Below are 22,917 nucleotides of genomic sequence, written 5' to 3' on the forward strand. Positions count from 1 at the left end.
CCCCCCCCCCCCCCGGCCCCCCCCACGACCGGGGAGCCTGCGCTCCCTTCGGGGCGGGGGCGGGGTAAGGAGTCCTTACCCCACAACTTGCTCCGCCGGGTGCCTGATCACGGTCACGCTCCGGTCCAAGGGTGGTGCCGTCGAGGTCGGTGGCGGTCACCGGCTGGCCTCGGTGTGGCGCAGACGGATCTCACGGAGGCGGTCCTCGACAAAGTCGAGGGCGAGGGCGGGGTGGTGGAGGGTCAAGGCCCGGGAGTGCTGGCCGCGCTGGACGGTCCGGGTGCCGTCGGGGCCGGTTTCGATGCGGTGGAGGTGGCCGCGCTGGTGCAGGACGGTCAGCCAGGCGTCCGCCTCGGCCCAGGTGGCGGGGGTGGTGCGCATCAGGGCTGCTCCGATTCCGTGTAGTTGATGCGGGGTGACCGGCCGGGGTGACGTGGTTGGTCCCCCGGCCGGTGCGGTGTCGGTCAGTCGCGGTCGACGGTCACCGGCTGACCGTGCTGAGCCCGGAGCTGGGCCATCAGCTGGGTCAGGGTGTCGCTGGACAGCGGGATCTGCTGGCCTCGGATCGCCTGGGCGACCACCTTGCGGGTCAGCTTGTCCTCCGCCTTGACCGCCTTCCGGGCGATGCCCAGCAGCTCCTCGGTGTCCGGGTCAGCTCTGCGGTCACCGGTCCCCCGGTCAGCCCGGTCAGTGACCCGCGGGCCAATGACCGGCTGAACGGCGGGTGCGAGGTGACTGACCTCTGGTGCGGTGACCGGGCCGGCCGGGGCCGGCCGGTCACTGACCGGCAGGGCGTTGTCCGGGTGACCGCCCAGCTCCGCGGCCTTGGTCAGATTGACCGGCCTGACCTCGGTCACACTCTCCGGGGTGACCGGGACGGCGCGCTGGAGGCTGCTGACGGGCTGTCCTGTGGGCGCGCTTCTGCTGACCGGCGGCGCGCCGCCTGGCTGCCCGGCACCGTGATGACCAACCGCTGCCCGGCTCTCCGCTGTCCTGGTCGTACTGACCGGTCGGTCGTCCTGAGCGGCCAGGACGCCCGACTGACCGGGGCCGACTTCGGCCACCCGGTCATTCCGGCTGTCCCGGTCAGCCGAGGTGACCGGTCCGCGGGCGATGAGGATGTAGAGGTGAACGGCGCCGGCCAAGGCGAGCGGGGCGATGGTGGACAGCGCCGCGACCACCGTGTCGCCGAGACGCAGGCCCCCGTCGGCGGCGTGCAGTTGGTTGAGCCTGACAGCGTGCAGCGCGTTCGCCCACAGGCTGGCGGTGGTCGCGGAGCCGAAGAGCAGCCATACGTAGGCACGGGCCCGCAGTGGTGCTTCGCGCATCACCAGCAGGGCGCGCACCCCGTAGGCGATGAAGCCGTCGACGACCAGGGGGAAGAGGTAGGTGAGGAAGCCGCGGACGTGGATCGCGGTGGCCATCTGCTGGAGTGCGTCGTACGACAGCGCGCAGCCGGCGGCGCCGAGTGCAATGACGACGGCCCGGTCCCAGCCGGTGACGGGTGCGGAGGTCGGCGTGGAGGCGGTGGTGGTCATGCCGCCGTCCCGAAGTCGTGGCGGCCGAGGGCAACGCTGCCGTCCATGGCGGAGGTGGTGCGGGTGGCTTCATCGGCGATCTGCCGGTGGCGGATGGCGCGGCGGGTCTCGCGGTAGAGCTTGAGTGCGTGTTCCTCGGTGATCTTGAGGAGCGAGGCGAGGCGCTCGACGGTGACGCCTTGACGGTATCCGGCGAGGACGACCGCGCGGCGCTCGCCCTTGGTGAGGTGGATGTCGCGGCCGGCCAGGGTGTCGTTGACCCGGCTGTGGTCGAGGCGGTTGGCCAGGTTGGTGTGCAGGGCTTCGCGTTCCTCCTCGGTGAGGCCGCCCCTGATCCCGTGGATGTCGCCCGCTTCCAGGGCGGCGTCCAAGCAGGCGCGTCGGACCGGGCACTGGGCGCAGAGCGACTTGGCGGTGGCGATCTTGTCGGCCTCTTCCGGTCCGGGGAAGAAGGTCTCCGGGTCGACGGGGTTGTACTCGGTCGGGTTGCAGACGGCCTGGTCCTGCCAGGTGTGGTCGCCGAGCGAGCGGTGGCGGGCAGGGCTGGTCGTGATGGTCATGCGGGGTTGCTCCGATCGCTCTCCGCGCGCAGGGCGGCGTCGGCGGAGAGGTGCGCTGGGTCGGTGAGGCTGGTGTCGCGCCACGAAGCGGCCGGGACGGCGGCCGTTCAGGCGGCGCGCTGGAGGCGTCTGCGGTCGACCGGCTCGAACTCGACCCGGGTGGTCATCTGGGCGAGCCGGGAGGCCACACGGTCACCGAGGTAGGCCTTGAGAGCCCCGATCGGCAGATTCGTGGTGATCAAGGTCGGCAGCATGTGGTTGTAGCGGCGGTTGATGAGCCGGTAGGTCTGTTCCTCAACGAACTCGCTCGACTTCGCAGCCCCGAGGTCATCGAGGATCAGCACCGGCACGCGGCTGTAGGCGGCGAGCACCCGCTCGCTGTCCGTGTCGGAGCCGGGCCGCAGCTCGGCGTAGAGGTCGGCGGCTGTGGTCGCGCGCCAGCGCACGCCGATGCCGGCCTGAACGAGGACGCGGACTGCACCGTAGGCCTGATACGTCTTCCCGGCGCCGACGACCCCGGCCATCAGCAGGCTCGGGCCGGTGGCAGCCTGGCGGCGGGCGCCGAGGCTCGGGGAGACGGCCTGGGCGGCGACCTGACGGGCCCAGGCCAGGACCTGGGGGTGCTCGGCGACCGCGTCGCGGTAGCGGGGCGGCACCCCGGCGGACAACGCCTCCAGTGCCGAGTACGACTCGGCGTCGTCCGGCAGGGCGTCGACCGTGGCCTGGTCGATGCCCCGGGTGGCGAGGATCAGGGCCATCCGGTCGAGCACCGACGCGCCGTCGGCGAGGGTCCGCGGTTCGCGGTGTCGGCGCATCACAGCTCCTCGGCGTAGGCGGTGGCGGCGTCGACCGGGTTGGTCCACGCCTGGTGGGCGGGCACGGTAGGCCGGAATCCCGGCCGCGCAAAACCGCCAGCTCGTGCGTTCATGGCGTCGTTGACCAGGCTCGGCAGCCGGGAGGGGTGGCCCTGAATCTCGGCGAACCGTCGCAGCCCGGCCCGGACGTGCTCCGGCGCGATGCCCTCCGCGAGCAGCGCCTTCGTGACCTTCCCGAGGTGGCCGATCACGCTGCCCGGAGGCCGACTGGCGCAGGCGGCGACGTACTCGCCGACGAGCTGGTTGGCGGAGACGGTCGCGTCGGGCGCCTCGCGCCCCGTAGGGAAAGAAGATCCAGGATCCAAGATCCTAGATCCAGGCGTCGAGGGCTCCGGGAGGTTTCGGAGAGCCTTCGGCGCATCCTCGGCGATGGCCGTCTGACCTGCGGTTTTCTTCGGTCTATCGCCGGGCCCACACTCAAGGCCGACCAGGGTGTCGGGCGCGGCCGCGGGGGCGGGCAGAGTGGCGGCGGGAGGTGCTGCCGAGGGCTCGGCGGGTAGAGCGAGGGCGCCTGGAGTGTTCGCCGGACCCTCGTCGAGTCCTCGGGGAGGGTTCGGGGCGTCCGCGTTCACCGTCCCCGAAGCGTCCGGGAGGGCGACCCGCTGGATGCAGGGGCCCTTGCAGACTCCGCACCGCTCCGGCTCACAGTGCGGGCAGGCGGGAAGCCGGGACAGGCTCGGCTTGTCGATCTTCTGGTGGCGACCCCAGGTCGGGTAGTGGAAATACCGGCGTCCGTCGCAGCCGGTGTACCGGCATACGGCGCCGACGGAGGCGAGCTGCTGGAGGTGGTCCTCGACGTTCGCCCGGGTGACCTCGTCACGCAGGGGCCAGATGAGGCCGTAGACGATCGCGGCGTTGTCGCGGTGGCGGCCGTGGTCGTCGGCGTGGTTGGTCATGCCGAGGAAGGTGACCATGGCCGGGATGGAAACCTCGGCCAGCGTCTCGGAGACCCAGGTCTCCGGTTTGACCGATCGGATACGTGCCATGTCAGCGGCTCCGAACCGCTGCGCCCGTGCCGGCCGTGAGCCGGCCGTTGGAGAGGTCGAGGGTGTGGGGGCGGGTCCAGTCGGCGTCCGGCCAGGTCCGCAGGACCCAGCGCGCGGCGACGCCGGCCTTGATCCGGCTCACGCGGATCGGCTTGCCGTCCGCAGCCGTCGCGCGGGCGTAGGGATGCGGCCACTGGGCGGCGGGGTCATTGAGGCTGACGCGGATGGTGACCGCACCTGGGATCATGCCGCTGAGCTGCACCGCGAGGCGGCGGTGGCGGCCTGTTTCCGGGCAGGCGAGGGTTCCGCTGGGCATGGCGAGCATGCGATACTCCGGCTGTTCGTAGGAGCGCGCGGCGGTTCTCTCGTGCAAGGAAGTCCCGCCGCAGCGTGGTTGTGAATCGGTGCCCTTCGGGGCTCCGGCCCGGCGTCCAGGAGTTGGTAGCTCCGGGGCGCCGGTCGCTTTTCCGGCCCTGCGGACCGGGACGGCGAGGTTGCCCTCCCGTCGTTGTGCGCCGCCTGCCGTGGCGGCGGGAGCACGACCATAGAGGGACCGGGCTCACAGATCCAGCCCGTTCGCGCCCTTCCCGACCAGGCATGAGGCGCTCTGGCTACCGGCTACGCCCACAGCCTGTTCGTCACCGTTATTCGGCCACGGCTACTGCGGGTGGCCATCGGCTGCAGGCACGCTCGACCAGCTCCCGGCATGTCGCACCGTACGTACAGAGCGTGGTCTCGACCCTGTTCTCACACGCGGTGACACCTTCCCCGTACGTGAGGACCGGCGTCGTCGGCGATCCGGTCGCCCACAGTCACGGCTTTTACTGAGACATCGTGACTTGACCCCCTATCAAACGATCGGCGCAGGTCTGCACCGCGGGGATGACATTAGGTTTCGACATGGATATGGGTCAACAAATTCGATACATCTACGCGAGTAGCGGAGCGCAATTTTCAGGGACTGAGAAACGATCTTGATTCGGCGCCTACCCACGCTCCGCAACCAGGCGCCGAGGTCACCCCACCGCCATCCACCTGCCCATTTCACAGTGAGCAAGCAGCCGATCGCAACTACGCCGAGTGACGTGAGCAATACCACTCGATACATGATCTTGGAATGCCGTACGAGCACTCCCCTATATGCGCAGGCGGAATCGGCCCTTTCCGGGCCAGGTATATTCCATGTTCGAAGCGCCGCAGTGGCGTGATGCTTCGTCGAGAAACCACCATGCAACATTTAGGGTTTAACAACATGCGAGCCATTGCCGTGCGGCAGTTCGGCGGTCCCGAAGTACTGGAACTGTGCGACATGCCCGAGCCTGAGATCCGTCCCGGCCACGTGAGGCTCCGCACCCGCCTGGCCGGCGTCAACTTCGCCGACATCCACCTGCGGGAGGGCACGTACCCCGCTCCGATGCCGTGCCCCTTCATCCCGGGCAACGAGGTCCTCGGCACCAGTGAGGACGGGCGCCGCTTCGTCGCCCTGGGCCGCGGCGGCGGCTACGCCGAGATCGTGTCGGCCCACAAGAAGATCGCCTTCGAGGTACCGGACACCGTCGGCGACCACGACGCCATCGCGCTCATGCTGCAGGGCAACACGGCCTGGCACCTGCTCCACACCGACCTGCGCCTGACCGCCGGGGACACCGTGCTGATCCCGGCCGCCGCCGGAGGTGTCGGTTCCCTCGCAGTCCAGCTCGCCAAGCGCGTCGGCGCGAAGGTCGTGGCCATGGCCGGCACCGAGGACAAGCGCCAGATCGCCACCGACCTCGGGGCCGATGCCGTCGTCGACTCCTCCACCTCCGACGACCTCACCAAGCGGATCGTCGATGCCGCCGGCGGACACGTGACCGCCGCACTTGAGATGACCGGCGGAGACGTCTTCCATGCCACTCTCGACGCCCTGACTCCGCGCGGAAGGCTCAGCGTCTTCGGCGCCGTCACCGGCGCCAACGGGCTCGTTCCGATCACCCAGCTCGTCGCCGGGTCCAAGTCCGTGACCGGTTTCTGGCTCCCCAGCCTCTACCCCTCGCGCACTCACCTCAACGAGTCGATGAACGCGCTGTTCACCGCCGTCGCGGACGGCTGGCTCAAGCCGCTGCACGGCCGGAGCTACCGGCTCGGCCAAGCCCGGCAGGCGCACCACGATCTCGCCGCCCGCCTCACCACCGGCAAGACCGTCCTCGACCTGGACAGCTGACCAGCCCGGTCTCCGAAACCCTCGCCCGCCCGCACCACGCGGGACCGCGGCAACCGTGGTCGCGTCCTCGGTAGGCGCGCCAACCCTCAAACGGAACCACCAACCATGACCAGCACCGTGAACGACAGCGTGCCCGCTCAACGCCGGCACGCCGCGACGGCAAGCCGACCGGCTTCGTCCCTCGCTGCTCGCGCCTACGCCGTCCAGCAGGCCTTCACCCGCCTGCCCGGCGAGGTCCACACCCTGCGCGAGATCGCCGACGCCGCCGGGCTGGACCGCGCCACCACCCACCGCATCCTGCAGACCGGCGTCGCCGACGCCGACGGCGTCTTCGAGCAGGTTGGGCGGGGCCTCTACCGCCTCGGCACCGCGACCGCCCGCGCCGGCGTCCAGGCCATGGCTCACACCCCCAACCCGGCCTCCACCCACCACTACCTCGAACGGCTCAACCGCGCCACAGGCGGACTCGCCCTGCTGTACGTGCTCAGCCCGCTCGGCGGCGCCCGTCGGCTGTGCACCGACTACGTTCTCGGCGACATGGACCCTGCCGACGTAGGCATGACCGCCGAGGACGTCGTCTCCGTCTCCCGGTCGCTGCGGACCGGCGCGTCCGGACGCGTCATCCTGGCCCACCTGCCGCAGAGCATCCAGGAGCAGGTCCTGGCCGAGGAGGTACCCGCGACCGCCGGCCCCGGCGTCATCCGCGACAACGACGCGCTCGCCGCCTCCCTCGCGGAGATCCGGCAACTCGGCTTCGGCGTGGGCCGCCAAGAGTGCATGGCCGGCTGGGACTCCGTAGCCGCCCCGGTCCTGTGGCGAGACTCGATCATGGGCGCCGTCCTCATGCTCAAGCCGAGCGGTGAGATGCCCGCGGACCTTCGACCGCTGATCTACCACACGCTCAAGACAGCTGAGGACATCAGTCGGCTCACCGCGACGCCGCTGTCAGCTGTCGTGTAAGCACGCCACACTGTCCGACCAGCTCCAGCGCCGCCGCACCGTGATCGTCTCGCGGAGCGGCGGCGCTCGACTCAAGAAGAGTAGGAATCGGCCCTACGCCGATACCTGCCAGGGCGTCAGAACGACGGTCCGTTGTGCAGCAGGGGCGGGATGGCAGCGCCGGCCTACGCGGCAATGAGGCTGCGGAGCCGGCCGACGGTCTGGGCGAGCAAGGGTGGTGCGCCACCGCGGACCGCCTTTGCCGTCGTCCTCCTCGCCGTCATGTTCTCGGTTCCAGCCAGCCATGCGATCTAGTCGGTGGCCATAGCGGGCATCCCCTGGGGTGCGTCGAGCGCGGTGGTGATGACCTTCGTGGCCAGGGTGAGGGCGGCGTTGATGCGGACCTCCTGTTCGGTGGACAGGTGGAGTGCACCCAAGCCGGCCGCGGCGGCGGAAGCGGCGAGCTGCTCGCGCTCGGCTCGGGTGAGGTTCTCCGAGCGGGAGTGTGCGAGCAGGTCGCGGGCGCTGTAGCCTTCGGGCTCCGCGAGGGTCTTGCGGGCGGCGCCAGCGAAGATCCTGTCGGCCTCACCGGGGCGACCGGCTGCCGCAGCAAGATCGGAGACCGTCAGGGCGAGACGGAGGTCGAAGATCAGCATGTCGTCGTGGCTTTTCAGGCCACGGTGCACGTTGATCATCTCCTCGGCCTGTTCCGCGCACGGGCGGCCGGTGAGCAGCAGGCAGGCGACGGTCAGCGAAGAGGCAACGACCGCCTCCCAGGGATCCTCGGCCGGGGCTTCGGCGAGAACCTTGAGCGCCAGGTCGGCGTGACCCTGGACGGTGAGGGCGATGACACCGACTTGGCGGCCGTCGAACATTCTCCGGCCGCCCCCACCCGCCTGCTTGAAATGCAGGTAGGCGTCGACCCAGCGTCCGTCCCGGACGAGGGCACGGGCGCCGTCGTACACGCGGATGTTGTCCAGCCATTCGCTGACGTCCCCCTTCGCGGGGCCTGGGACCGTCAGGTTGGCAAGCGTGACCGTTTGACCTCCCACCACCGCATCGCTCCCGCTCGCGACCGAGCGCGCGAGTTCGTCCAGCACGTAGAGCGCGGCACTGCCGTCCCCTTGGCGGATGGCCAGGTTGGCGAGGTTGACCAGCGGTTCGAGCGCAAGGCGGGCGTGTTCGGCGGCGAGCGGGCGGCGGGCGAGGTACAGGTCCGCGTGGCTGAAGCACAGGGTGCGGGCCAGCTCGGGCAGACCGCGGTCTGCTGCGAGCAGGGCGGTGAGGTTGTGGACGCCTGAAGCGGCAACAAGGTCGTTGTTTACTTCCGCCGCCTTGGCGAGCTCGGTCAGCCGTTCTACCCGGTGGCCGAGAGGGCGGGCGAGAGCGCGCTTGCGCGGGACCAACGGGAAGCGGCTGAGCGCGTGCGCGAGCGGGCCGGATGTGGTCATGAGGCGGCTCCCGGGTGCAGGCCGAGAACGGCGGTCGCGGCGGCGCCGGCAAGCAGGGCCTGATCATCGTGGCTGAGCCCGAGCCGGTTGGAGTGGAACAGCTGCTGGTGCGCGAGGACCTGTCGAAGCCCGCGTCGAAGCTGCCCGCTGTCATTCAGCTGCCGGAGTTCTCGACCGTAGTCCGCGAAGGCGGTGAACCAGCCTGCCGCGAAGGCAAGTCGCCCTCCTGCCATGAGGGCCGAGTCCGGGCCGGTGTCGGCGCACAGCAGGGTCCGCACCGAATTGCGGAGTCGCGATCCCCCGACCCTGGTAGCCGGACGGTTCTCGGCGACCTTCGCCCACGTGTCCCCGATCTCGTACCAGTCCAGGCCGGCTGCTCGCATGGTGGCGACGCCGAGGAGGACAGACAGCTCCCGCCGCTGGTCAGTTAGTTGACCATTGTGGACTGCGCGCAGGTAGGCAAGGGTGCAGCGGCTGTCGAGGTGGAAGAGGCGGTGCGCGGCATCCATGCCTTCCGGGCCCCCGAAGGCGCGGGTCTCCGGTTCGTAGACCACGGCGGTCCAGGTCGTGATCATTCCGGCGGCACGACACTGACCCAGAACCTCCTCCACGGCCGCGGTACCGGTGATCTCATCCGTCGTGCCGGCCAGCTGGTAGCGCAGCCGCCAGCGGTCGCCCTTTCGCAGGAAGTGCCAGGTGGCGACTACGGCGTTGCACTCCAATGTGGTCAAGGCGGGTCCGAGGTACTGTGCCGCGTGGGTCTCGGTCGCGGGGCCGGCCAGGTGCAGGTGTTGCTGGAACCAGGGTGGTTCGTACGGGCTGGTCATGGGGGGCTTCCTTCGACTCAGATCAGCAGCAGGCAGGCATCCCAGTTGATGCCGTCCCGGACCGTGGTGAGGGTCTGCAGGGCGAGGGCGGTACCGGCGGCACCTTCGAGCAGACCCGGCTCGGCGGGTTCGATGTCCAGGAGGGGCACCCCGTCGGCGGCCGCGCGGAGTCGGTCCGCCGTGTCCGGGATCGGCACGCGGTCGGCGAAGCGGTGGGTGAGCAGACGGAGTCCGGTGGTTCCGTGGCAGAGGCTGTTGTCGGCGAGCTCTGCGAGCTGGGCGGAGTCGGCGAGGCAGTCGCTGAGGGCTTGCTCGGCGCTCCTGGCTCGTGCTTCGTCCTCGGTGGCGAGGGCTGCCAGGTGGAGGGCATGGGCGATGCCCGGGGTGCCGTAGCACCAGGAGGGGCGGAGTGGGCTCTGCTGGCGGGTGCGGTTGACGTGGACCTCGTTGGCGGTGACGGCTTCCGGCCACCACGATCCGGCGGCGGCGTCTTGGCGCCAGGCGTCCAACCAGGCGGTGATCCGTGTGATCGCCTGTCGGTGACCGGGAACTCGGATGCCGTCGCGGTAGGTGAGGGCGAGCAGGGCAAGGGGGCCGGGGATGCCGTGGGCGAGGCCCAGATTGCCGTGGCCTCCGGGGTAATGCGGTGAGGCGTCGCCCGAAGGCGCGATGTCGGTCCACCAGCCGGGCCGGTCCCGCAGCGGCTCGGTGAGCCGGACCAGGTAGGTGAGCACGTCGCGCAGCAGGTGGCTGTCTCCGCAGGTCCGTAGGTGGACCCCGAGGCCGGTCATGCCGTACAGCAGGTCGTACTCGGCGAAGATCGGCCGGTCGAGCTGGGTGATGCGCTGGTGCGCTGCCGCGAGGCGCCGCTCGGCCATCTTCTCGACCGTGTTGTCCAGTTGGGCGATCTGCGACGCATAGGGCCGGGGACCGTAGGCGGCGGCGGTGCGCAGTAGATGAGCGAGTACGGGGGCGCCGAAGTAGAGGCCGGTGCCGGGGGTCGAGAGGACCGGGCGGCGGAGGCAGGCGGCGACCCAGGCATGGGCGGTGTTCCAGTCGCCGCTGCCGGTGGCGGCGCGGACGACGTGCAGGAGGGCGATGCCTGGCGCGCCCTTGGCGAGGGACTGTCCCCACTTCGCCGAGTTGCTGTCGGGCGGGAGCAGGAGCGGCTTGGCCAAGGCGGCAAGGGCGTCGCGGTCACGGCTGACGGTGGTGGTCACCGGGGTACCCCTTCAGGGCAGCGGGCGGCTTCGGAGAGGGCGACGGCGCGGGCGAGGCGGCGACATGCACGTTCGCTCTCCACATCGATGCCGATCGCTCGCGCGTGATGAACGTGGAGCAGAGCGCCCACCACGTCGTCCGGCTCCAGCTCGCCTTGTTCGGTCAGGAGGTCGCGGTAGATGCCGAGTTGGCGTGCACGCTCTGCCCAGGCGCGGGCCATCGCCCGGCCTGCGGCAGTGCACTCCAGGGCAGGCCAGCTACCGGGTTGTCGGGCCAGCACGAGCGCCTGCCGGCTGACGGACCGGGACACCCGCAAGGTGCCGTTGGAAGGGACCTGCTTGAGCAGCCATCCGCGTCCGGCGTCCGGCCCGAGCAGCGCGGTGGCAATGGCCGTCATGCTGGCAGCCGTCACCGCCGCTCGGTCGGCGTTCGCAGCCGCCCCGTACGCGAGCTGGGCGATGACGGCGCGGGAGTCGGCGGCGAAGACGACTTCGGCCTGGCGCATTGCCGCGCCGTCGCCGTATCGGCCGGTCTCCGGCTGGTAGGTGTCCAGCTGGAGCCGGGTGACCAGGCCATCGGCCCGCAGTTGCCTGGACCACTCGGCCGTCCGCTCCCCGGCCCGCGTCCATGGGGCGGCCTCGGGCAGGAGCAGCCGCAGACGCAAGTGGGGTTCGGGGTCCGTGTGGCGCAGGAACCACCACGACGGGGTGTCGGTCCACTGTCCCAGCAGCACCGGCAGCCGTTCCAACACGGCGTCAGCGCGGGCGGGGTTGCCGTACAGCCTGGCGTACAGCCACCGAGACGCCCCCGGTAGGTGCCCGTCGCGAGACCCGGTGCAGCGCGCTGGCCGTCGCCGGCTGGCTGGCAGCGGTGCTCGGGTTGAGTGCAACTGAACAGTGATCTCGTGCGCCCGGTCACCGCACCATCCGTTCGACTCCCGGGTCGGGGCCTCGGTGAGGACGGCCGTTGGCTCTCGCATAAGGTGCTCGCGCAGCAGGACTAGGTGTGCCGCTTGGTCGAGGTCGAGCGCCAACTTCAGGTCATGCCGGGTCAGGTAGACCCGGGCTGGCACGCGGTACAGCGCCAGCCAGGAACGGGCCGCTTTCTCCCACTCCTCCCAAGGCGCCTCGGCCGGAGGCAGATCGGCCGCGGGCAGGTTCCAGCGCGCTGGGGACAGCACGATCCGCCCGTGGCGCAGGCGGGGCAGGAACGGCAACTTGCCGGCCGCTCCCCAGTCGAAGCCGGTGAGCACCGGCGTGAAGGCGTTGGTGATCTCGCAGAGGAACCGGGCCACCGGCTGGGTGTGTGCACGGAACTCCACGGCGTTCAGTACCCGGACCTCGACAGGGCGGCGATCGGCCAACGTCCCGAGCCACAGGCGGTGTTCGTCCGCGCACACCCCCAGCTTGTCCAGCTGAAGGCTCGGACAACCCGTTGCCGGGTACTCCCCCAGCGGCAGGAACGGGAGGAGCTGGGGCACGCGGGCGACGTTCTCCACCCTGGTGAACAGCGGAGGGACGGACAGCTGGACCGGCAGGGCGTCAGCGTGCAGCGTCGGTGCCTCCCTGATCGCACTTTCGAGGTCTTCGCGGCATTTGCCGTCGAGCATGTGCAGGAACCTGCCGGTGGTGGTGCCGGCCGCACGGGGTACGGCGAGGACCGTCACCGTGAACGCCCCGTTGTTCAGCGCGGCCGGGTCGGCGGCGGCCAGGTGGATTGTGAGTTCCGCGCTCGGCTGCACCAGCGTCGGGTCCTGGTCCACCGACAGGTGCTCGATGAGGCGCTTGTCCATCGCAATCTCGACCACGCCCTCGACGGCAGCCTTCTGGGCCATGGCCAGCAGCCGGCCGTCACGGCGCCCGAGCCGTGACGGCACCTCCGGCAGCGGCGAGTCCCGGTAGCGGGCGGGAAGGCCGAGTCCGGTATCGGGGTTCAGCAGCTCCGTGACGGGGATGACCGCGCCGGGCCCGTACCGCTCGATGTAGCGCGCGTGGTAGTCCAGCCAGGACGGGTTTCCTCCCGGTTGGGGGCTCAGCCGGGTCAGGAGCTCGGCCGCTCGCGCCGTGTCGGCCGCTACCTGGTCGGGCAGCGTCACAGGGCCGGCCTCGAGCCGCAGGTCCACCATCAACGGCCGGTCGCTTCCGGAAACGGCCATGACCGAGGTGATCGCTTGCCGTTCCTTCTGCTGCGCACGGGGCTCGCAGAGGCGGTTGTGTCGGTCAAGGCTGTCCGCCACCAATCCGAGTTCGCCGACGACCCGGGCTGCCTGCGGCACATCGTGAGCACCGAGCTCTGCCAGGACGGCCAGGATGTGGCCGAGCGGGTCGACGGTGGTCATCGGCGGATGCAGTGCACTGATCAACAATCGCTGGCGCAGCAGTTCGCCGAGCATCAGCCGGATCTGGCCCGGCCGCGCGTGAGGGAAGTGCGCGGCGAGTCGACCGGCCAGGGAGCCCAGGCCGATGACAGTGGAAGCCTCGTGCAGTGCGGCGTGGACGGCTCGGGTGGCACGCACGGATACCTCTACCGGCATTCGGTCCGCGGGATGCGGGGTGGCCGGCAGGATGATCCGTCCTGCGGCTTCGATGCGGAGGTTGTTGGCGACCACCGGCAGCCGTTCAGCCAGCAGCCCTTCCAGGAGCTTCGACTTCTCCTTCAGCCACCTGGAGTCCGGCCGGGCGATGGCCCGGCCCGGCCCCCACACGGGGGCGACGGCCTCGCGCCCGAAGGGGACGGCGGTGATCCCGGCGAACAATCCGAACGGCGTTGCGCGGCCCTGTGCCCGCAGGAGGTAGTGCATCACGGAGGTCGTCAGGCGCCGAAGTCGGGCACCGCCGATCTGTTTCCCGTCGATCACCGACCGGACGCGGCTGCCCAACTGCGCGCCGGCGGCCACCTCCACCGCCGCTACCAGTGCGGGATCGGACCAAACGACTTGGAGCCAGGAGCGCAAGTCCTCGGCAGAGCCGCTGGTCAGGTCGGGCCAGGTGACGGGTTCGCCCGGTCGCGCCGATGCGCGAAGCACGGCCGGGCCCACGGCTCGGTACACGGTGGTTCACCTCTTTCCGGGAAGGGCGAGGCCCGGTGTGCGGCAGCGTCAGCCCCACGCCGGGCCTCGGTCACGCAGGTGGGAGCGGTCAGACGTTGCCGCCGCCGCTGGCGCAGGCCGACCCCGAGCAGGTCGATCCGCAGTTGTCGTCGGTGGACCGCAGGAGCGCGGCCACCGGGTCCGAGCCCTCGACGATGGTCAGGTCCAGCTCGAAGTCGCCGTCGGTCGTGGCAGCGGCCACGTCGATTCCCTTGGCCATGCTGGATTTCCTCCTTGTGGGTGGTGGTGCTCTGTGACCTGGCCGCGGATTACGGCCAGGAGATCAGGAGCCGGACGTGGCGCTTGTCGATGACCGGCCCGTCCGGGATCTGCTCGTCGGTGGTGCCCGCCGGGTAGGCGGTGAATGTCGGGCCGCCGTAGGCGCGGTGGTCGCTGTTCCACGCCTGCACCTGGTCGATGACCAGCTCGGCCAGGCGCTTTCCGTTGGGGCCGAAGCCGTGCGCCCCGAACTCGTACGTCGCCGGAGAGTCGCTGGTCTTCCTGAGCGCGAGGTAGGCCAGGCTGTCACCGTCCACGATCACCGGGCACGCCATTCGGTTCGCGGGGGCGACCGTGCCGGTGTTCAGTTCGGAGTCCACGGAGATCAGGCCGAAACCCGGAAGCGCACAGGCCAGCCACAGGTACAGCGAGTCGAACGGCTCCTGGTTGCCGACCGTCACCTCGGCCCAGCGCTCCGTCCGCGGCCCGTCCAGGACTCCGGCCAGCCCGCTGGTGTCCGGCCGGTCGAGCTCGTCAAAGCGCAGTCCGACCTCCTTGGTGCCACGCGGCAGCACCAGGAACTCCTCGTGCGAGTCGGCGCCCTGCATCTTGACGAAGCCGCACACCTCGGCGGACAGGCTGACCAGCCGGTCGCCCTCCCGGCGGAAGGTGATGGAGCGGGTGAGCCCGTGCATCCGCAGCGGGACGGTGATGGTGCCGCCGTCGGCGAGTCCGTCCGTCCACGCCGGCGACAGGTCCCACGCCCCGACCGTGACGATGATCCGGTCGAACGGCTCTCCGGTCACCTGCCTCGAGCCGTCGGCCAGCACCACCCGCACCCGCCCGTACCCGGCCGCGTCGAGGTACTTGGCCGCGCGGTCGGTGACGAACGAGTCGATGTCGACGGTCACCACATCGCCTTCCGGGCCGACGAGTTCGGCGATCAGCGCCGCGTTGTATCCGCCGGAGCCGATCTCCTTCACGCGCATCCCCGGCTTCACGTCCGCCTGCTCCAGCATCAGCGCCTGGATCTGCGCCGCCGACACCGAACTGACGGCGAGACCGTGCTCGTCTCGCTTGGTCACCAGGGCGCGGACCGGCTCGTACGCCTCCTCAAGCGGCACCTCGGGGGCGAACATGTGCCGGGGAACCGCCAGCAGAGCGGCCTCGACGCGGTCCGTCCGGACCGTGCCGTCGCACCGCAGCGCCTCAACCATCGCGACGCGCAGCCGCTCCACGGTCTCCTGCGAGGACTGACCGGTCGTACCCGAGAGGGTGGACATCGCAACTCCTAGTTTTCGGTAGTGCGTTCACCTGCAGTGTCTTGCTTGGCGGGACACCGGTATGCGCCAGGGATCCCGCCTTCCCCCGTTCCGGCATCGGTTGCGGCCGCGTCGGCGGGAAGCTTGTGGGCCGCTCGCGGCCGGGCGTCACCTCGCCACGAGCAGCGGCCTTCCCGGGAGCCGGGACTCGACTCCCGTACTGGCCGCCGCAGAGAGGACGTACACCACGCCGTCCACGGTGACGGTGAGCGTGAAGACCTGCCCGAACACCATCTCCGCCATCGCCGCCTCCTGGTCCTCCTGGGTGGAGAGCAGCGACCGGACCCGGTGGCCGTCCTGCGGGTCGAACTGCTCGGACATGGCCCGAAGGCGAGCGAGCGTCCAGTGGACCGCGACCCGTGGGGTGCTCGCCTCGAAGGTGGCTAGCACCAGCTTCCGGCCGGCGCCGTCGGTGAAGCCGGTCACCTCACACCAGTAGCCCTCGGCAACTCGATCCGGGACCACGAACGGGCCCGGGCCCGATTCGATCACGGGAACCTCCCAGCCGGGTCGGACCGAAGCCTCGGGGATGTCGGGTACGTCGGCGACTTCGTTGCCGCGGCACCGCCAACGGAGCATGGCCCTCATCGTCCGGCCCTCTCCAAGGAAGCCGCCTTTCGCACCCACACGCTCTTGCCCCTCCCACTCAGAAGCTCCACGCCGAACTCGTCGGACAGTCCACGGACCAGCAGCAGCCCTCGACCACCGGTCGCCGCCGGGCCGGCCTCGGTCGGCTCCGGCAGAGGCCGGCAGAGCGGGTCCTGTACCTCCAACTGCCAGACACCGCCCAATGCCCACAGCCGGACGGTGGTCACGTCCCCGACCGCGCAGGCGTGAACGATGGCGTTGGTCACCAGCTCCGAGGCCATCAGCATGAGCTCGCCCAGCGCATCACTGTCCGGTTCCAGCCCCCCGCGAAGGAGCCGGGCCCGAACTGCCCGTCGCATCTGTCCAACGGAACTGAGTTCCGCCTTGTAATCGGCCTGCCAGCGTCGCTGAGCTGCTTGAACGATGTCATTCACGGATGCTTGACCCCGCTCCCGTCGTGTGGAGCAGCGCGGGCTCCGTGGGCTTCGGTTTCACTTTGCGGAGGTACAGAGTGCCGTCCGTGGGCTGACACGACCATCCCTTTCCAGCCGTCACTTGATGCACGATCGGGTGATGGATCGCCTCCACGGCCACCACTTGACCAACACTTCGAGGCAGCGCCTTTGGGATCGCGCGCCTTGGTGGTAGGCACGTAGGTGACGGCCACGTGCAGCCTCTCGCGCTGCCACCCAGCGGAGGGACAGCCCTGATGACGTCGCCTCGGACGCTCTTCCACCAGTTAGTCGAGCGCGACGGACTGACGTTCGCCGAGTTCGCCGACGACTACCAACGCACCGCGAACCTCCTGCTCCAGGAGACCGGAGACCCGATCTACCGCGGCGCGGCGGTCTCCGAGATGAGCTTCCAGCGGTGGAAGAAGGGCGACACCAGCATGCCGCGCCGCCCGGCCCCGAAGATCTTGAAACGGATGTTCGGGCACCCTGCCAAGGAACTGTTCGGGCCCAACTCCGACGGGCAAACGCCGGCGCTACCCACGAGGCCGATGCTCGATGAAAGTGAACTTCGAATGACCGCACGAGACGCCCGCGCGCACGCCACGGAGGCGGCAGCGCAGATCCTGCCCGACCTCAGTATCGACCAGCTCGAAGACGATCTGGCCCGGCTGGTCCGGGCGCACACCAGCACTCCGCCGCACGACATCTACCTCCAGGTGAAGGAGGTGCTCGAGCTTGCGAAGGTGATGCTCGACCGGACGCAGCGGCTGTCGCAGCGCGGACGCCTGTACCTGGCCGCTGGCGAAGCGTCCGCACTCCTGGGGGGCTGCGCCTTCGACCTCGGCCTGCCGTCGATCTCCGTCGAGCTGTTGCGCGCGGCCGCCTTGTACGGGGAACTTGCCGAGCATGACGCGCTCCAGGCGTACTCCTACGGCTACCTGGCCATCTTGGCGTACTGGAACGGCAACCCCACGCAGGCGGTCCGGCACGTGACGACGGCCCAACAGTTCACGGACGTCGGCGACGCCGGGAAGGCGCGACTCGCCGCCATCGCCGCTCGCGCCTACGCGCACCTGGGCCGCGTCGACGAGACACGGCGGGCCATACAGCTCACTATGGAGGACCGAGGCCGCCGACGTGACGCGATCCACGACGACCTGGCAGGTGAGTTCGCCTTCAGCCAGGAGCGGGTCGCGATGTCGAACAGCTCCAGCTACCTGCTCCTGCGTGACGGAGCGGGCGCGGAGAGCTCGGCGAGGCAGTCTCTGCAGTTGATCGCCGCGAGCACGACGGACACGGTTCCCTTCGTCGTAGCCCCTCAGGCATCCTCCGACCTCGCCATGGCCCTGTTGCTGAGGCGCGACCTCGATGGGGCAGCCGAGGCGCTGGCCCCGGTGCTCACGATTCCCCGTCAGTGGCGTGGAGCGGGTCTGGTGGAGCGGCTCGATGCGGTTCGCGGCGAGCTCGTCTCACCGACGTTCCGCGACTCGCTCCCCGCGACGTCGCTTGCCGAACAGATCGAGGAGTTCACCGCCGTGGCCGCGCCTCGCCTCCTGGGTCCGGGCGTGGCGCGGCTCGCGATCGGCAGCGGAGACGTCAGCTGACCCGTTCCAGGATCCGAAGCTCCTTCTCCGGGGCGATGCCGTGCTCCGCCCAGCGGGGGTGCGGCACGGGCAGGTTGCCCTCCTGGAGCCAGGCCCAGGTGTCCGCCACGGTCTCAGCCAGCGGGCGGCTGCGGAATCCGGCAGCAAACGCCGTGGACGAGTCGATGGCCCACGCCCCGGCGTGGGTTCGCCACAGGGGGATCTCGGTCCACTGGCGCACGCCGGCACCGATCAGCACCTCGTCCGGTGTCCAGACCAGCGTCCCCGTGCTGCCCGTGGTGCGCAGGCAGGCATCAAGGAAGCCTGCCATGGTCTCCCGCCCCACGGGTGCCGTCACGTTGTGAACCTGGAGCCCTGTCTGGGTGGCCTGGTCGAGCGCGAACTCTGCGACATCGCGCACGTCCGCCGGCTGGACGGTCCGTCCGGGATCTCCCGGCGCCATGATGTCGCCACCGCGCTCCGCCCGCCGCAACCACCAGGGGAGGCGCCCCACGTACTCCCCCGGACCGAGGATGACACCCGGTCGTAGAACGGACGCCCGACCGTCGCCGAACATGCGAAGCACGGCACGCTCGGCACCCGCCTTCTGCCGCCCGTAGTAGTAGTCGGGACCGGTCCAGTCATCCGGCAGACGGCCGTAGTCGGCATCAGCATCCGCAGGCCCGTCCAGCACTTCGGAATCCGCGCTCAGCGGCTCATCCGGCCAACCCCGGTACGCCGAGACGGTGGAGACGTATACGTACCGACCGACGAACGGGGCGAGAACCTGCGCCCCGGCAAGCACCCTACGCGGTGCCAGCTCGGACGCGGAGGTGTCCACAACAGCATCGAACGGACCGTGGGCGGCAAGCCGCGCAATGTCCTCCGGCCGCTCCCGGTCCCCGTGCACCGCCGCCGCACCGGCCACCGGGACGCCCGACTTTCCACGGCTGAAGGTCGTCACCTCCCAGCCCCGCGCGAGCGCACCGCTGACAACTGCCCGGCCGAGGAACCAGCCCCCACCCATCACGAGAATCCGCATGCCGACGATCCTGCCCTGTGATCTCGGGCCTGCGCCAGCCGCTCCGCTTGGAGGTCGGGGCGTGGTTCGAATGCTCACTGGCACATGGGGATGGGAGACCGGCCACTCGGCCCCCTCTTCCATCGTGCGAAAGGTCCGCGTCGCCTTTGTCCTCGCCGTTTCTCCGTGCAACGGCGCTCCGGGTGTGCGGCCCGCGGCGCTGGCCACCGCTCAGTCGAGATGATCACCCGGGGCCGACGGCTCGGCTGCTGGCACCGCGCGCCTCAGCAGGCGGTCGCGGTGGCGCTTCGCCGGCAGATGGGCGGCCAGGCTGCGGACCGCGAAGAGCCCGAGGATTAGGGCTCCAGCGGGGCGGGAGTCCGCGATGAGCACCGCGAAGAGCGCGGCGAGGAGCAGCAGCACCTGGCTCTGTTCTTCTCTGGGTACTCCAGCCGGGGCCGCGGTCGTGCTGGCAGGAGTCGGCGGAGAGTGGATGCAGCCACCATTGATCATCCAGTGCCACACGAAGTTAAGAGCTCAGCGGCGGCGTCAAGGTGTCGGGAAGGGTGATCTTGTAGGTGCCCTGCGGGAACTAGCGTGCGGATCGACGGGGTCGTTCACGGTCACCTTGTTCCGTCACTGGCATTCCCGGCCGAGATGAGATCGATTCCCAATCGTGTGACGGTGTGCCGCATCGTGTTCGCATCTCGGCGGCTGGTCGCCAAGCCGGTTGCCCGCAGGGCAGCGACATGCTCCGAGGCAGAGGCCGGCGCGATGGCGAGGCTCTCGGCAAGCTGTTTGGTGGTGTGGCCGTCTGAGGTCGCCAAAGTTGCGAGAACAGCAGCACGGGTGCGCCCCAACAGTGCGCCGAGCGCTGGCGCCTCGGCCAGTCGGGCTGTATGCGACATCCCGCCGACGAGGCCGCTGCTTCCTGGGTCCCAGATGGGCCTGTACACGAGAACCGGCTTGTCGACGTCGTTGAGCAGGGCTCGGGGCCTGGGCCCGCAGAAGACGTGGGGGCACAGGAGGATGCCCCGTCCCTCCAAGTAGAAGTTCACGTCGCCCGTTCCGCGCGGCCCGGGGAGTTCCAGCACCGGCTCCCGCCAGTGGATCTGCGGGTGCAATCCGGCCAGCACCGCGCCGAGACCGCCGCGAGCCATCGTGTGCACCCGCCACGCGCGGTCCGCCTCCAGCACCTTCCGCATCTGATCGGCGAATGGAGTGATGGCGACGTTGTGGTAAGTCTCCAGCGCGTCAGCCACCGCGTCCAACGCCTCACGGTCCCCCTCCGCTAGCGATCCGGCCCACACGGGCAGGCGATGACGGCCCGCCAGGCGCTGCAGATCGGCGGCCAGCCGCCCGCGCGGCGTGGACCGGATAGCTTCGAACGCCGCAGGCCCGGAGTGGTCGGGCTCGCTGGGGGTGAGGAAGTCCGGAATCCAGCCGGAGGCCGGCACCAGGGCGCCGAGCAACACCGCTCCTTCGGGCAACCGCTCAAGACTTCGGATCGGCGGCCCGGTACGCGGCAACAGCTCGCTGCCGCAACTCGGGCGGGTACTTCATCGGTGCAGCCATGGCAGAGGCTCCCTTCTCACGGCCAATCAGGCCATGTCCGGCAACCTTTTCCGCACCTCGGGGGAACCTCAAGCAGCCAACTGATATGCCTCCATCGAACTACGCCTCACCCGACAATAACCATGAACAGGTCCAGCTGCTGTTCGCCGGGGCCGGGGTGCGGCGCGACACCCGACTGGCGTGGCAGCCCACCAATTGGATCGGCGGGCCGCCACGAAATATCAGGACGGGAATTCGTTCTGCCACTCAATGCAGGCAGGTCGCTTCCCCCCGGAAGTCAGAAACTCCTTTACAGCCTGCCGTACAAATTCGATTGGGATCTCGGAGTGATCAGTGCATTCCGTAGACTGTCCCGCGATACAGTAAACAGGAGCGGTCCGAGTTTCTGGCGATCCCAAGGAGGTGAAGTTTCCTCCTTCATCGACGAACGTGACGAAACCCAGGTTGACATCTCTATCCACCCCGACCCAGAGATAGTGGTCGGGGACACCTGTCGGCAGACGTTCGCGGTCCATAGAATGAAGAATTGCCGCATTGCTATCAGGCGGACCTGTCAGCAGTTCATCGACGAGAGAGTCGAGCTCCTCAACAGTGCTTATGAGAACCGGCTTCCTGCCATGTTCCGGCCTATATCGCGCTTCAATGCGTGCGCCAATATTCATCGCCTCTTCGCCCTCCCAGTCCCGAATGCCTGATCCTTAAACCCACCCTTCCCATCTGGCCAGTGCACCTTAAATGACTTGTCGCCGACGAGAAGGTTGAGAACCGCATCACAACCCAAATATGGGTCAGTTATACATGGTCCATTCGGGTTATTGATCACTACTTCAGCCTCGACAATACTGGCATCGTCCATCATCATAGCAGCCAGCTTCTGCTCCACATGGTCAGCTTGTCCAGATATCGAGCTTTCGCCCTTCAGGATGCCAGCCTCCCGGAGTTTATCACTCACTTTCCTCATCAAGTCCATACTGTTTACCCTGTCGCCACTCCACATCTTGAATGGTGATCCACCATTGAACTGTGCAACGCCGTACGTCGTCTTTTCGAAGACGGGAAGCTCGAATGAGGTTGCCAGGTCGAGAGGATCGAAGCAGTCGATGTTATGAACGAGTACCGGCGTAGGTCCGGCCAGGACGTAATAGGTGTGGAGGTCTCGAACCGTCAGGTTGTAGGCGCCCTGAAGGATCTTTCGGTGCTGAACACCTACTATCTTTGCGGTGGAACCGCTCGGTGTACGTAGCAGATCTTCAACGCTGAGGCCTGCGGCGTCGACCCACCCGTGACGGTCCTCGGCCCAGAAGGGATGGTGGTCGGTTGCTGTCAGGCTTCCGCTACCGTTGTCCCCGAGGATGTCGAGGTCGGTGAAGTCGCGGTCGTCGGGCGTATAGACGACGGCATCGACAGCCCGGGGGGCAGTTTGCCCGGTGACTGGATCGGTGGCGAGGACGCTGTCGCCGACACTAATCGCTTCGATGGGCTTGCGACTGCCGTCGCCCATGAGAACCTGGGTGCCAGCGGGAAAGCTGTTCGGCCGTGGGCACGTCTTGGGAAGTCGCGTGACCAGCTTCTTGATGAATTCGGCGGCCTTCTCGCCCCAAGATCCGAACTTCTTGGCCCACTGAACGAGCTTGGCCACTGCGGCACCGTCGCCAGCCAATGGAATAGCGCCGATGCAGGATGTAAGAGCTTCTGCTTTCCTCCCCTCGACCGCATAGTAAGCGCAGTTGACGAGGTCGGCTATGTCGGCGAAACCGGGGGCGACAACGCCGCCGGCTCCACCAATGACATCGAGGGTGAGGTGGACGCTCTCGGAGAAGATCTTGTAGAGGAAGTTGATGTTATCGCTGTCCTCTTTCTGCTTCTTGATCTCCTCCTCGATCGCCTTAACCGCGTCCTGCTTGTCCTTGACCGCCTGGTCGTCCTTGGCCTTCTGCGCCACGTCCTGCTGCTTGCGGAGCTCGTCAGCCTTCTTACGCTCCTCCTCAAGCTTGGCGAGCCTGGCCTTCTCCTCCGCTTCCAACTTGTTCTGGTAGTCGGCGTGGGCGTCATCTGAAGCTGCCTGGGCGGCGGTGGCGTCCTTTCCTGCGGCTACTGCGGAGCCCGGGCCTCGGCTGCGGCAGCGTCGGCGTTGGCTGCGGCGGCTCGAGCCAGGCCGGCTGACTGCTGGGCCTTTTTTACGGAGTACACGGCGGTGGCCGCGTCGTGCTTGGCGGAGGCCCGCGCCGCGTTCGCCGTCTTCGCGGCCTCGGCGGCCTTGGCGGCCTTGGCGGCCGAGGCTTGGGCCGCGTCGGCGGCGGCCTGGGCCTTGGTAACAAAGTCAGCGGCGGTGCTGGCCGCCTGCTGGGCGGTGATGCCGCTGCAGGCCCGGACCGCCTTGACGGCGGCTTCGGTGAACAGGCTGACCCCGATTTACGCCACCAGGCCCGGGCCCACCCAGCGGTGCCGTCGCCCCGTGCGGCCAGCGCC

Annotated in this window: 22 protein-coding genes; 3 read left to right on the forward strand and 19 right to left on the reverse strand. The window is 69.1% G+C overall.

What is annotated here, in order from left to right; genetic code table 11:
* Positions 1-156: 156 nt before the first annotated feature.
* The 6 genes from ACFC1F_RS32085 to ACFC1F_RS32110 all read right to left on the reverse strand — a co-directional run bounded on the left by ACFC1F_RS32085 (position 157) and on the right by ACFC1F_RS32110 (position 4,275).
* Entirely contained in the window at positions 157-381 is a 225-nt protein-coding gene (locus ACFC1F_RS32085; protein WP_376163606.1) for a hypothetical protein, read from the reverse strand.
* Positions 382-464: 83 nt separating this feature from the next.
* Positions 465-1,538: a DUF2637 domain-containing protein gene (locus tag ACFC1F_RS32090; RefSeq protein ID WP_376163608.1), complete on the reverse strand. Its 1,074-nt coding sequence runs from the start codon at positions 1,536-1,538 to the stop codon at positions 465-467.
* A complete protein-coding gene (locus tag ACFC1F_RS32095) occupies positions 1,535-2,098 on the reverse strand; it encodes a WhiB family transcriptional regulator (RefSeq protein WP_376163610.1) in 564 nt (187 codons plus the stop codon). Before ACFC1F_RS32095 ends, ACFC1F_RS32090 begins: the two co-directional genes overlap by 4 nt.
* Positions 2,099-2,205: 107 nt before the next feature.
* On the reverse strand, positions 2,206-2,913 hold the full coding sequence (locus tag ACFC1F_RS32100) for an ATP-binding protein (protein WP_376163612.1): 708 nt from the start codon (positions 2,911-2,913) through the stop codon (positions 2,206-2,208).
* Positions 2,913-3,959 carry a hypothetical protein gene (locus tag ACFC1F_RS32105; RefSeq protein ID WP_376163614.1) on the reverse strand — a complete coding sequence of 349 codons (1,047 nt, stop codon included), beginning with the start codon at positions 3,957-3,959 and terminating at the stop codon, positions 2,913-2,915. The genes ACFC1F_RS32100 and ACFC1F_RS32105 overlap by 1 nt, the downstream gene beginning before the upstream one ends.
* 1 nt (position 3,960) lies before the next feature.
* Positions 3,961-4,275, reverse strand: a complete 315-nt coding sequence (locus tag ACFC1F_RS32110) for a transcriptional regulator (protein WP_376163616.1) — start codon at positions 4,273-4,275, stop codon at positions 3,961-3,963.
* A gap of 936 nt (positions 4,276-5,211) precedes the next feature.
* On the opposite strand from ACFC1F_RS32110, the gene ACFC1F_RS32115 reads away from it, so the two are divergent.
* Together ACFC1F_RS32115 and ACFC1F_RS32120 are read left to right on the forward strand one after the other, a co-directional pair.
* The gene (locus tag ACFC1F_RS32115; RefSeq protein WP_376163618.1) at positions 5,212-6,159 is read left to right on the forward strand and encodes a zinc-binding alcohol dehydrogenase family protein; all 948 of its coding nucleotides are present in this window, start codon (positions 5,212-5,214) and stop codon (positions 6,157-6,159) included.
* A gap of 105 nt (positions 6,160-6,264) precedes the next feature.
* The gene (locus ACFC1F_RS32120; RefSeq protein WP_376163620.1) at positions 6,265-7,119 is read left to right on the forward strand and encodes an IclR family transcriptional regulator; all 855 of its coding nucleotides are present in this window, start codon (positions 6,265-6,267) and stop codon (positions 7,117-7,119) included.
* Between the two features lie 290 nt (positions 7,120-7,409).
* On the opposite strand, the gene ACFC1F_RS32125 is transcribed toward ACFC1F_RS32120, so the two are convergent.
* The 8 genes from ACFC1F_RS32125 to ACFC1F_RS32160 form a co-directional block, all read right to left on the reverse strand.
* Positions 7,410-8,549 carry a hypothetical protein gene (locus ACFC1F_RS32125; protein WP_376163622.1) on the reverse strand — a complete coding sequence of 380 codons (1,140 nt, stop codon included), beginning with the start codon at positions 8,547-8,549 and terminating at the stop codon, positions 7,410-7,412.
* The gene (locus ACFC1F_RS32130; protein WP_376163624.1) at positions 8,546-9,376 is read right to left on the reverse strand and encodes a thiopeptide-type bacteriocin biosynthesis protein; all 831 of its coding nucleotides are present in this window, start codon (positions 9,374-9,376) and stop codon (positions 8,546-8,548) included. Before ACFC1F_RS32130 ends, ACFC1F_RS32125 begins: the two co-directional genes overlap by 4 nt.
* A 17-nt stretch (positions 9,377-9,393) precedes the next feature.
* Positions 9,394-10,596, reverse strand: a complete 1,203-nt coding sequence (locus ACFC1F_RS32135) for a lanthionine synthetase C family protein (protein ID WP_376163626.1) — start codon at positions 10,594-10,596, stop codon at positions 9,394-9,396.
* Complete coding sequence (locus ACFC1F_RS32140) at positions 10,593-13,646, reverse strand: lantibiotic dehydratase (RefSeq protein WP_376163628.1); 3,054 nt, start codon at positions 13,644-13,646, stop codon at positions 10,593-10,595. Before ACFC1F_RS32140 ends, ACFC1F_RS32135 begins: the two co-directional genes overlap by 4 nt.
* An 88-nt stretch (positions 13,647-13,734) precedes the next feature.
* The gene (locus tag ACFC1F_RS32145) at positions 13,735-13,905 is read right to left on the reverse strand and encodes an FxLD family lanthipeptide (protein WP_376163630.1); all 171 of its coding nucleotides are present in this window, start codon (positions 13,903-13,905) and stop codon (positions 13,735-13,737) included.
* Between the two features lie 49 nt (positions 13,906-13,954).
* A complete protein-coding gene (gene fxlM / locus ACFC1F_RS32150) occupies positions 13,955-15,187 on the reverse strand; it encodes a methyltransferase, FxLD system (protein ID WP_376163632.1) in 1,233 nt (410 codons plus the stop codon).
* 147 nt (positions 15,188-15,334) lie between these two features.
* On the reverse strand, positions 15,335-15,718 hold the full coding sequence (locus tag ACFC1F_RS32155) for a hypothetical protein (protein ID WP_376163634.1): 384 nt from the start codon (positions 15,716-15,718) through the stop codon (positions 15,335-15,337).
* Between the two features lie 92 nt (positions 15,719-15,810).
* On the reverse strand, positions 15,811-16,248 hold the full coding sequence (locus ACFC1F_RS32160; RefSeq protein WP_376163636.1) for an ATP-binding protein: 438 nt from the start codon (positions 16,246-16,248) through the stop codon (positions 15,811-15,813).
* Positions 16,249-16,523: 275 nt separating this feature from the next.
* On the opposite strand from ACFC1F_RS32160, the gene ACFC1F_RS32165 reads away from it, so the two are divergent.
* Positions 16,524-17,873 (forward strand): hypothetical protein, encoded by a 1,350-nt coding sequence (locus tag ACFC1F_RS32165; protein WP_376163638.1) that lies wholly within the window; start codon positions 16,524-16,526, stop codon positions 17,871-17,873.
* On the opposite strand, the gene ACFC1F_RS32170 is transcribed toward ACFC1F_RS32165, so the two are convergent.
* The 5 genes from ACFC1F_RS32170 to ACFC1F_RS32190 form a co-directional block, all read right to left on the reverse strand.
* Positions 17,866-18,894, reverse strand: coding sequence for an NAD-dependent epimerase/dehydratase family protein (locus tag ACFC1F_RS32170; protein ID WP_376163640.1), 1,029 nt, complete (start codon positions 18,892-18,894; stop codon positions 17,866-17,868). The two genes, ACFC1F_RS32165 and ACFC1F_RS32170, sit on opposite strands and share 8 nt — an antisense overlap.
* 210 nt (positions 18,895-19,104) lie before the next feature.
* Positions 19,105-19,296, reverse strand: coding sequence for a hypothetical protein (locus tag ACFC1F_RS32175; protein WP_376163642.1), 192 nt, complete (start codon positions 19,294-19,296; stop codon positions 19,105-19,107).
* Between the two features lie 200 nt (positions 19,297-19,496).
* Positions 19,497-20,345 (reverse strand): ArsR/SmtB family transcription factor, encoded by an 849-nt coding sequence (locus tag ACFC1F_RS32180; protein ID WP_376163643.1) that lies wholly within the window; start codon positions 20,343-20,345, stop codon positions 19,497-19,499.
* A gap of 324 nt (positions 20,346-20,669) precedes the next feature.
* Positions 20,670-21,110 carry an Imm1 family immunity protein gene (locus ACFC1F_RS32185; protein ID WP_376163645.1) on the reverse strand — a complete coding sequence of 147 codons (441 nt, stop codon included), beginning with the start codon at positions 21,108-21,110 and terminating at the stop codon, positions 20,670-20,672.
* Entirely contained in the window at positions 21,107-22,471 is a 1,365-nt protein-coding gene (locus tag ACFC1F_RS32190; RefSeq protein ID WP_376163647.1) for a polymorphic toxin-type HINT domain-containing protein, read from the reverse strand. The genes ACFC1F_RS32185 and ACFC1F_RS32190 overlap by 4 nt, the downstream gene beginning before the upstream one ends.
* Positions 22,472-22,917: the final 446 nt, after the last annotated feature.

Source organism: Kitasatospora sp. NPDC056181 (assembly GCF_042266225.1).
In the GTDB taxonomy this organism is placed as follows: Bacteria; Actinomycetota; Actinomycetes; order Streptomycetales; family Streptomycetaceae; genus Kitasatospora.

Bases quoted from the DNA above. Each gene is read 5' to 3' on its own strand.
- ACFC1F_RS32085 (WP_376163606.1), bottom strand. From the start codon at position 381: ATGCGCACCACCCCCGCCACCTGGGCCGAGGCGGACGCCTGGCTGACC.
- ACFC1F_RS32090 (WP_376163608.1), bottom strand. From the start codon at position 1,538: ATGACCACCACCGCCTCCACGCCGACCTCCGCACCCGTCACCGGCTGG.
- ACFC1F_RS32095 (WP_376163610.1), bottom strand. From the start codon at position 2,098: ATGACCATCACGACCAGCCCTGCCCGCCACCGCTCGCTCGGCGACCAC.
- ACFC1F_RS32100 (WP_376163612.1), bottom strand. From the start codon at position 2,913: ATGCGCCGACACCGCGAACCGCGGACCCTCGCCGACGGCGCGTCGGTG.
- ACFC1F_RS32105 (WP_376163614.1), bottom strand. From the start codon at position 3,959: ATGGCACGTATCCGATCGGTCAAACCGGAGACCTGGGTCTCCGAGACG.
- ACFC1F_RS32110 (WP_376163616.1), bottom strand. From the start codon at position 4,275: ATGCCCAGCGGAACCCTCGCCTGCCCGGAAACAGGCCGCCACCGCCGC.
- ACFC1F_RS32115 (WP_376163618.1), top strand. From the start codon at position 5,212: ATGCGAGCCATTGCCGTGCGGCAGTTCGGCGGTCCCGAAGTACTGGAA.
- ACFC1F_RS32120 (WP_376163620.1), top strand. From the start codon at position 6,265: ATGACCAGCACCGTGAACGACAGCGTGCCCGCTCAACGCCGGCACGCC.
- ACFC1F_RS32125 (WP_376163622.1), bottom strand. From the start codon at position 8,549: ATGACCACATCCGGCCCGCTCGCGCACGCGCTCAGCCGCTTCCCGTTG.
- ACFC1F_RS32130 (WP_376163624.1), bottom strand. From the start codon at position 9,376: ATGACCAGCCCGTACGAACCACCCTGGTTCCAGCAACACCTGCACCTG.
- ACFC1F_RS32145 (WP_376163630.1), bottom strand. From the start codon at position 13,905: ATGGCCAAGGGAATCGACGTGGCCGCTGCCACGACCGACGGCGACTTC.
- fxlM (WP_376163632.1), bottom strand. From the start codon at position 15,187: ATGTCCACCCTCTCGGGTACGACCGGTCAGTCCTCGCAGGAGACCGTG.
- ACFC1F_RS32165 (WP_376163638.1), top strand. From the start codon at position 16,524: ATGACGTCGCCTCGGACGCTCTTCCACCAGTTAGTCGAGCGCGACGGA.
- ACFC1F_RS32170 (WP_376163640.1), bottom strand. From the start codon at position 18,894: ATGCGGATTCTCGTGATGGGTGGGGGCTGGTTCCTCGGCCGGGCAGTT.
- ACFC1F_RS32185 (WP_376163645.1), bottom strand. From the start codon at position 21,110: ATGAATATTGGCGCACGCATTGAAGCGCGATATAGGCCGGAACATGGC.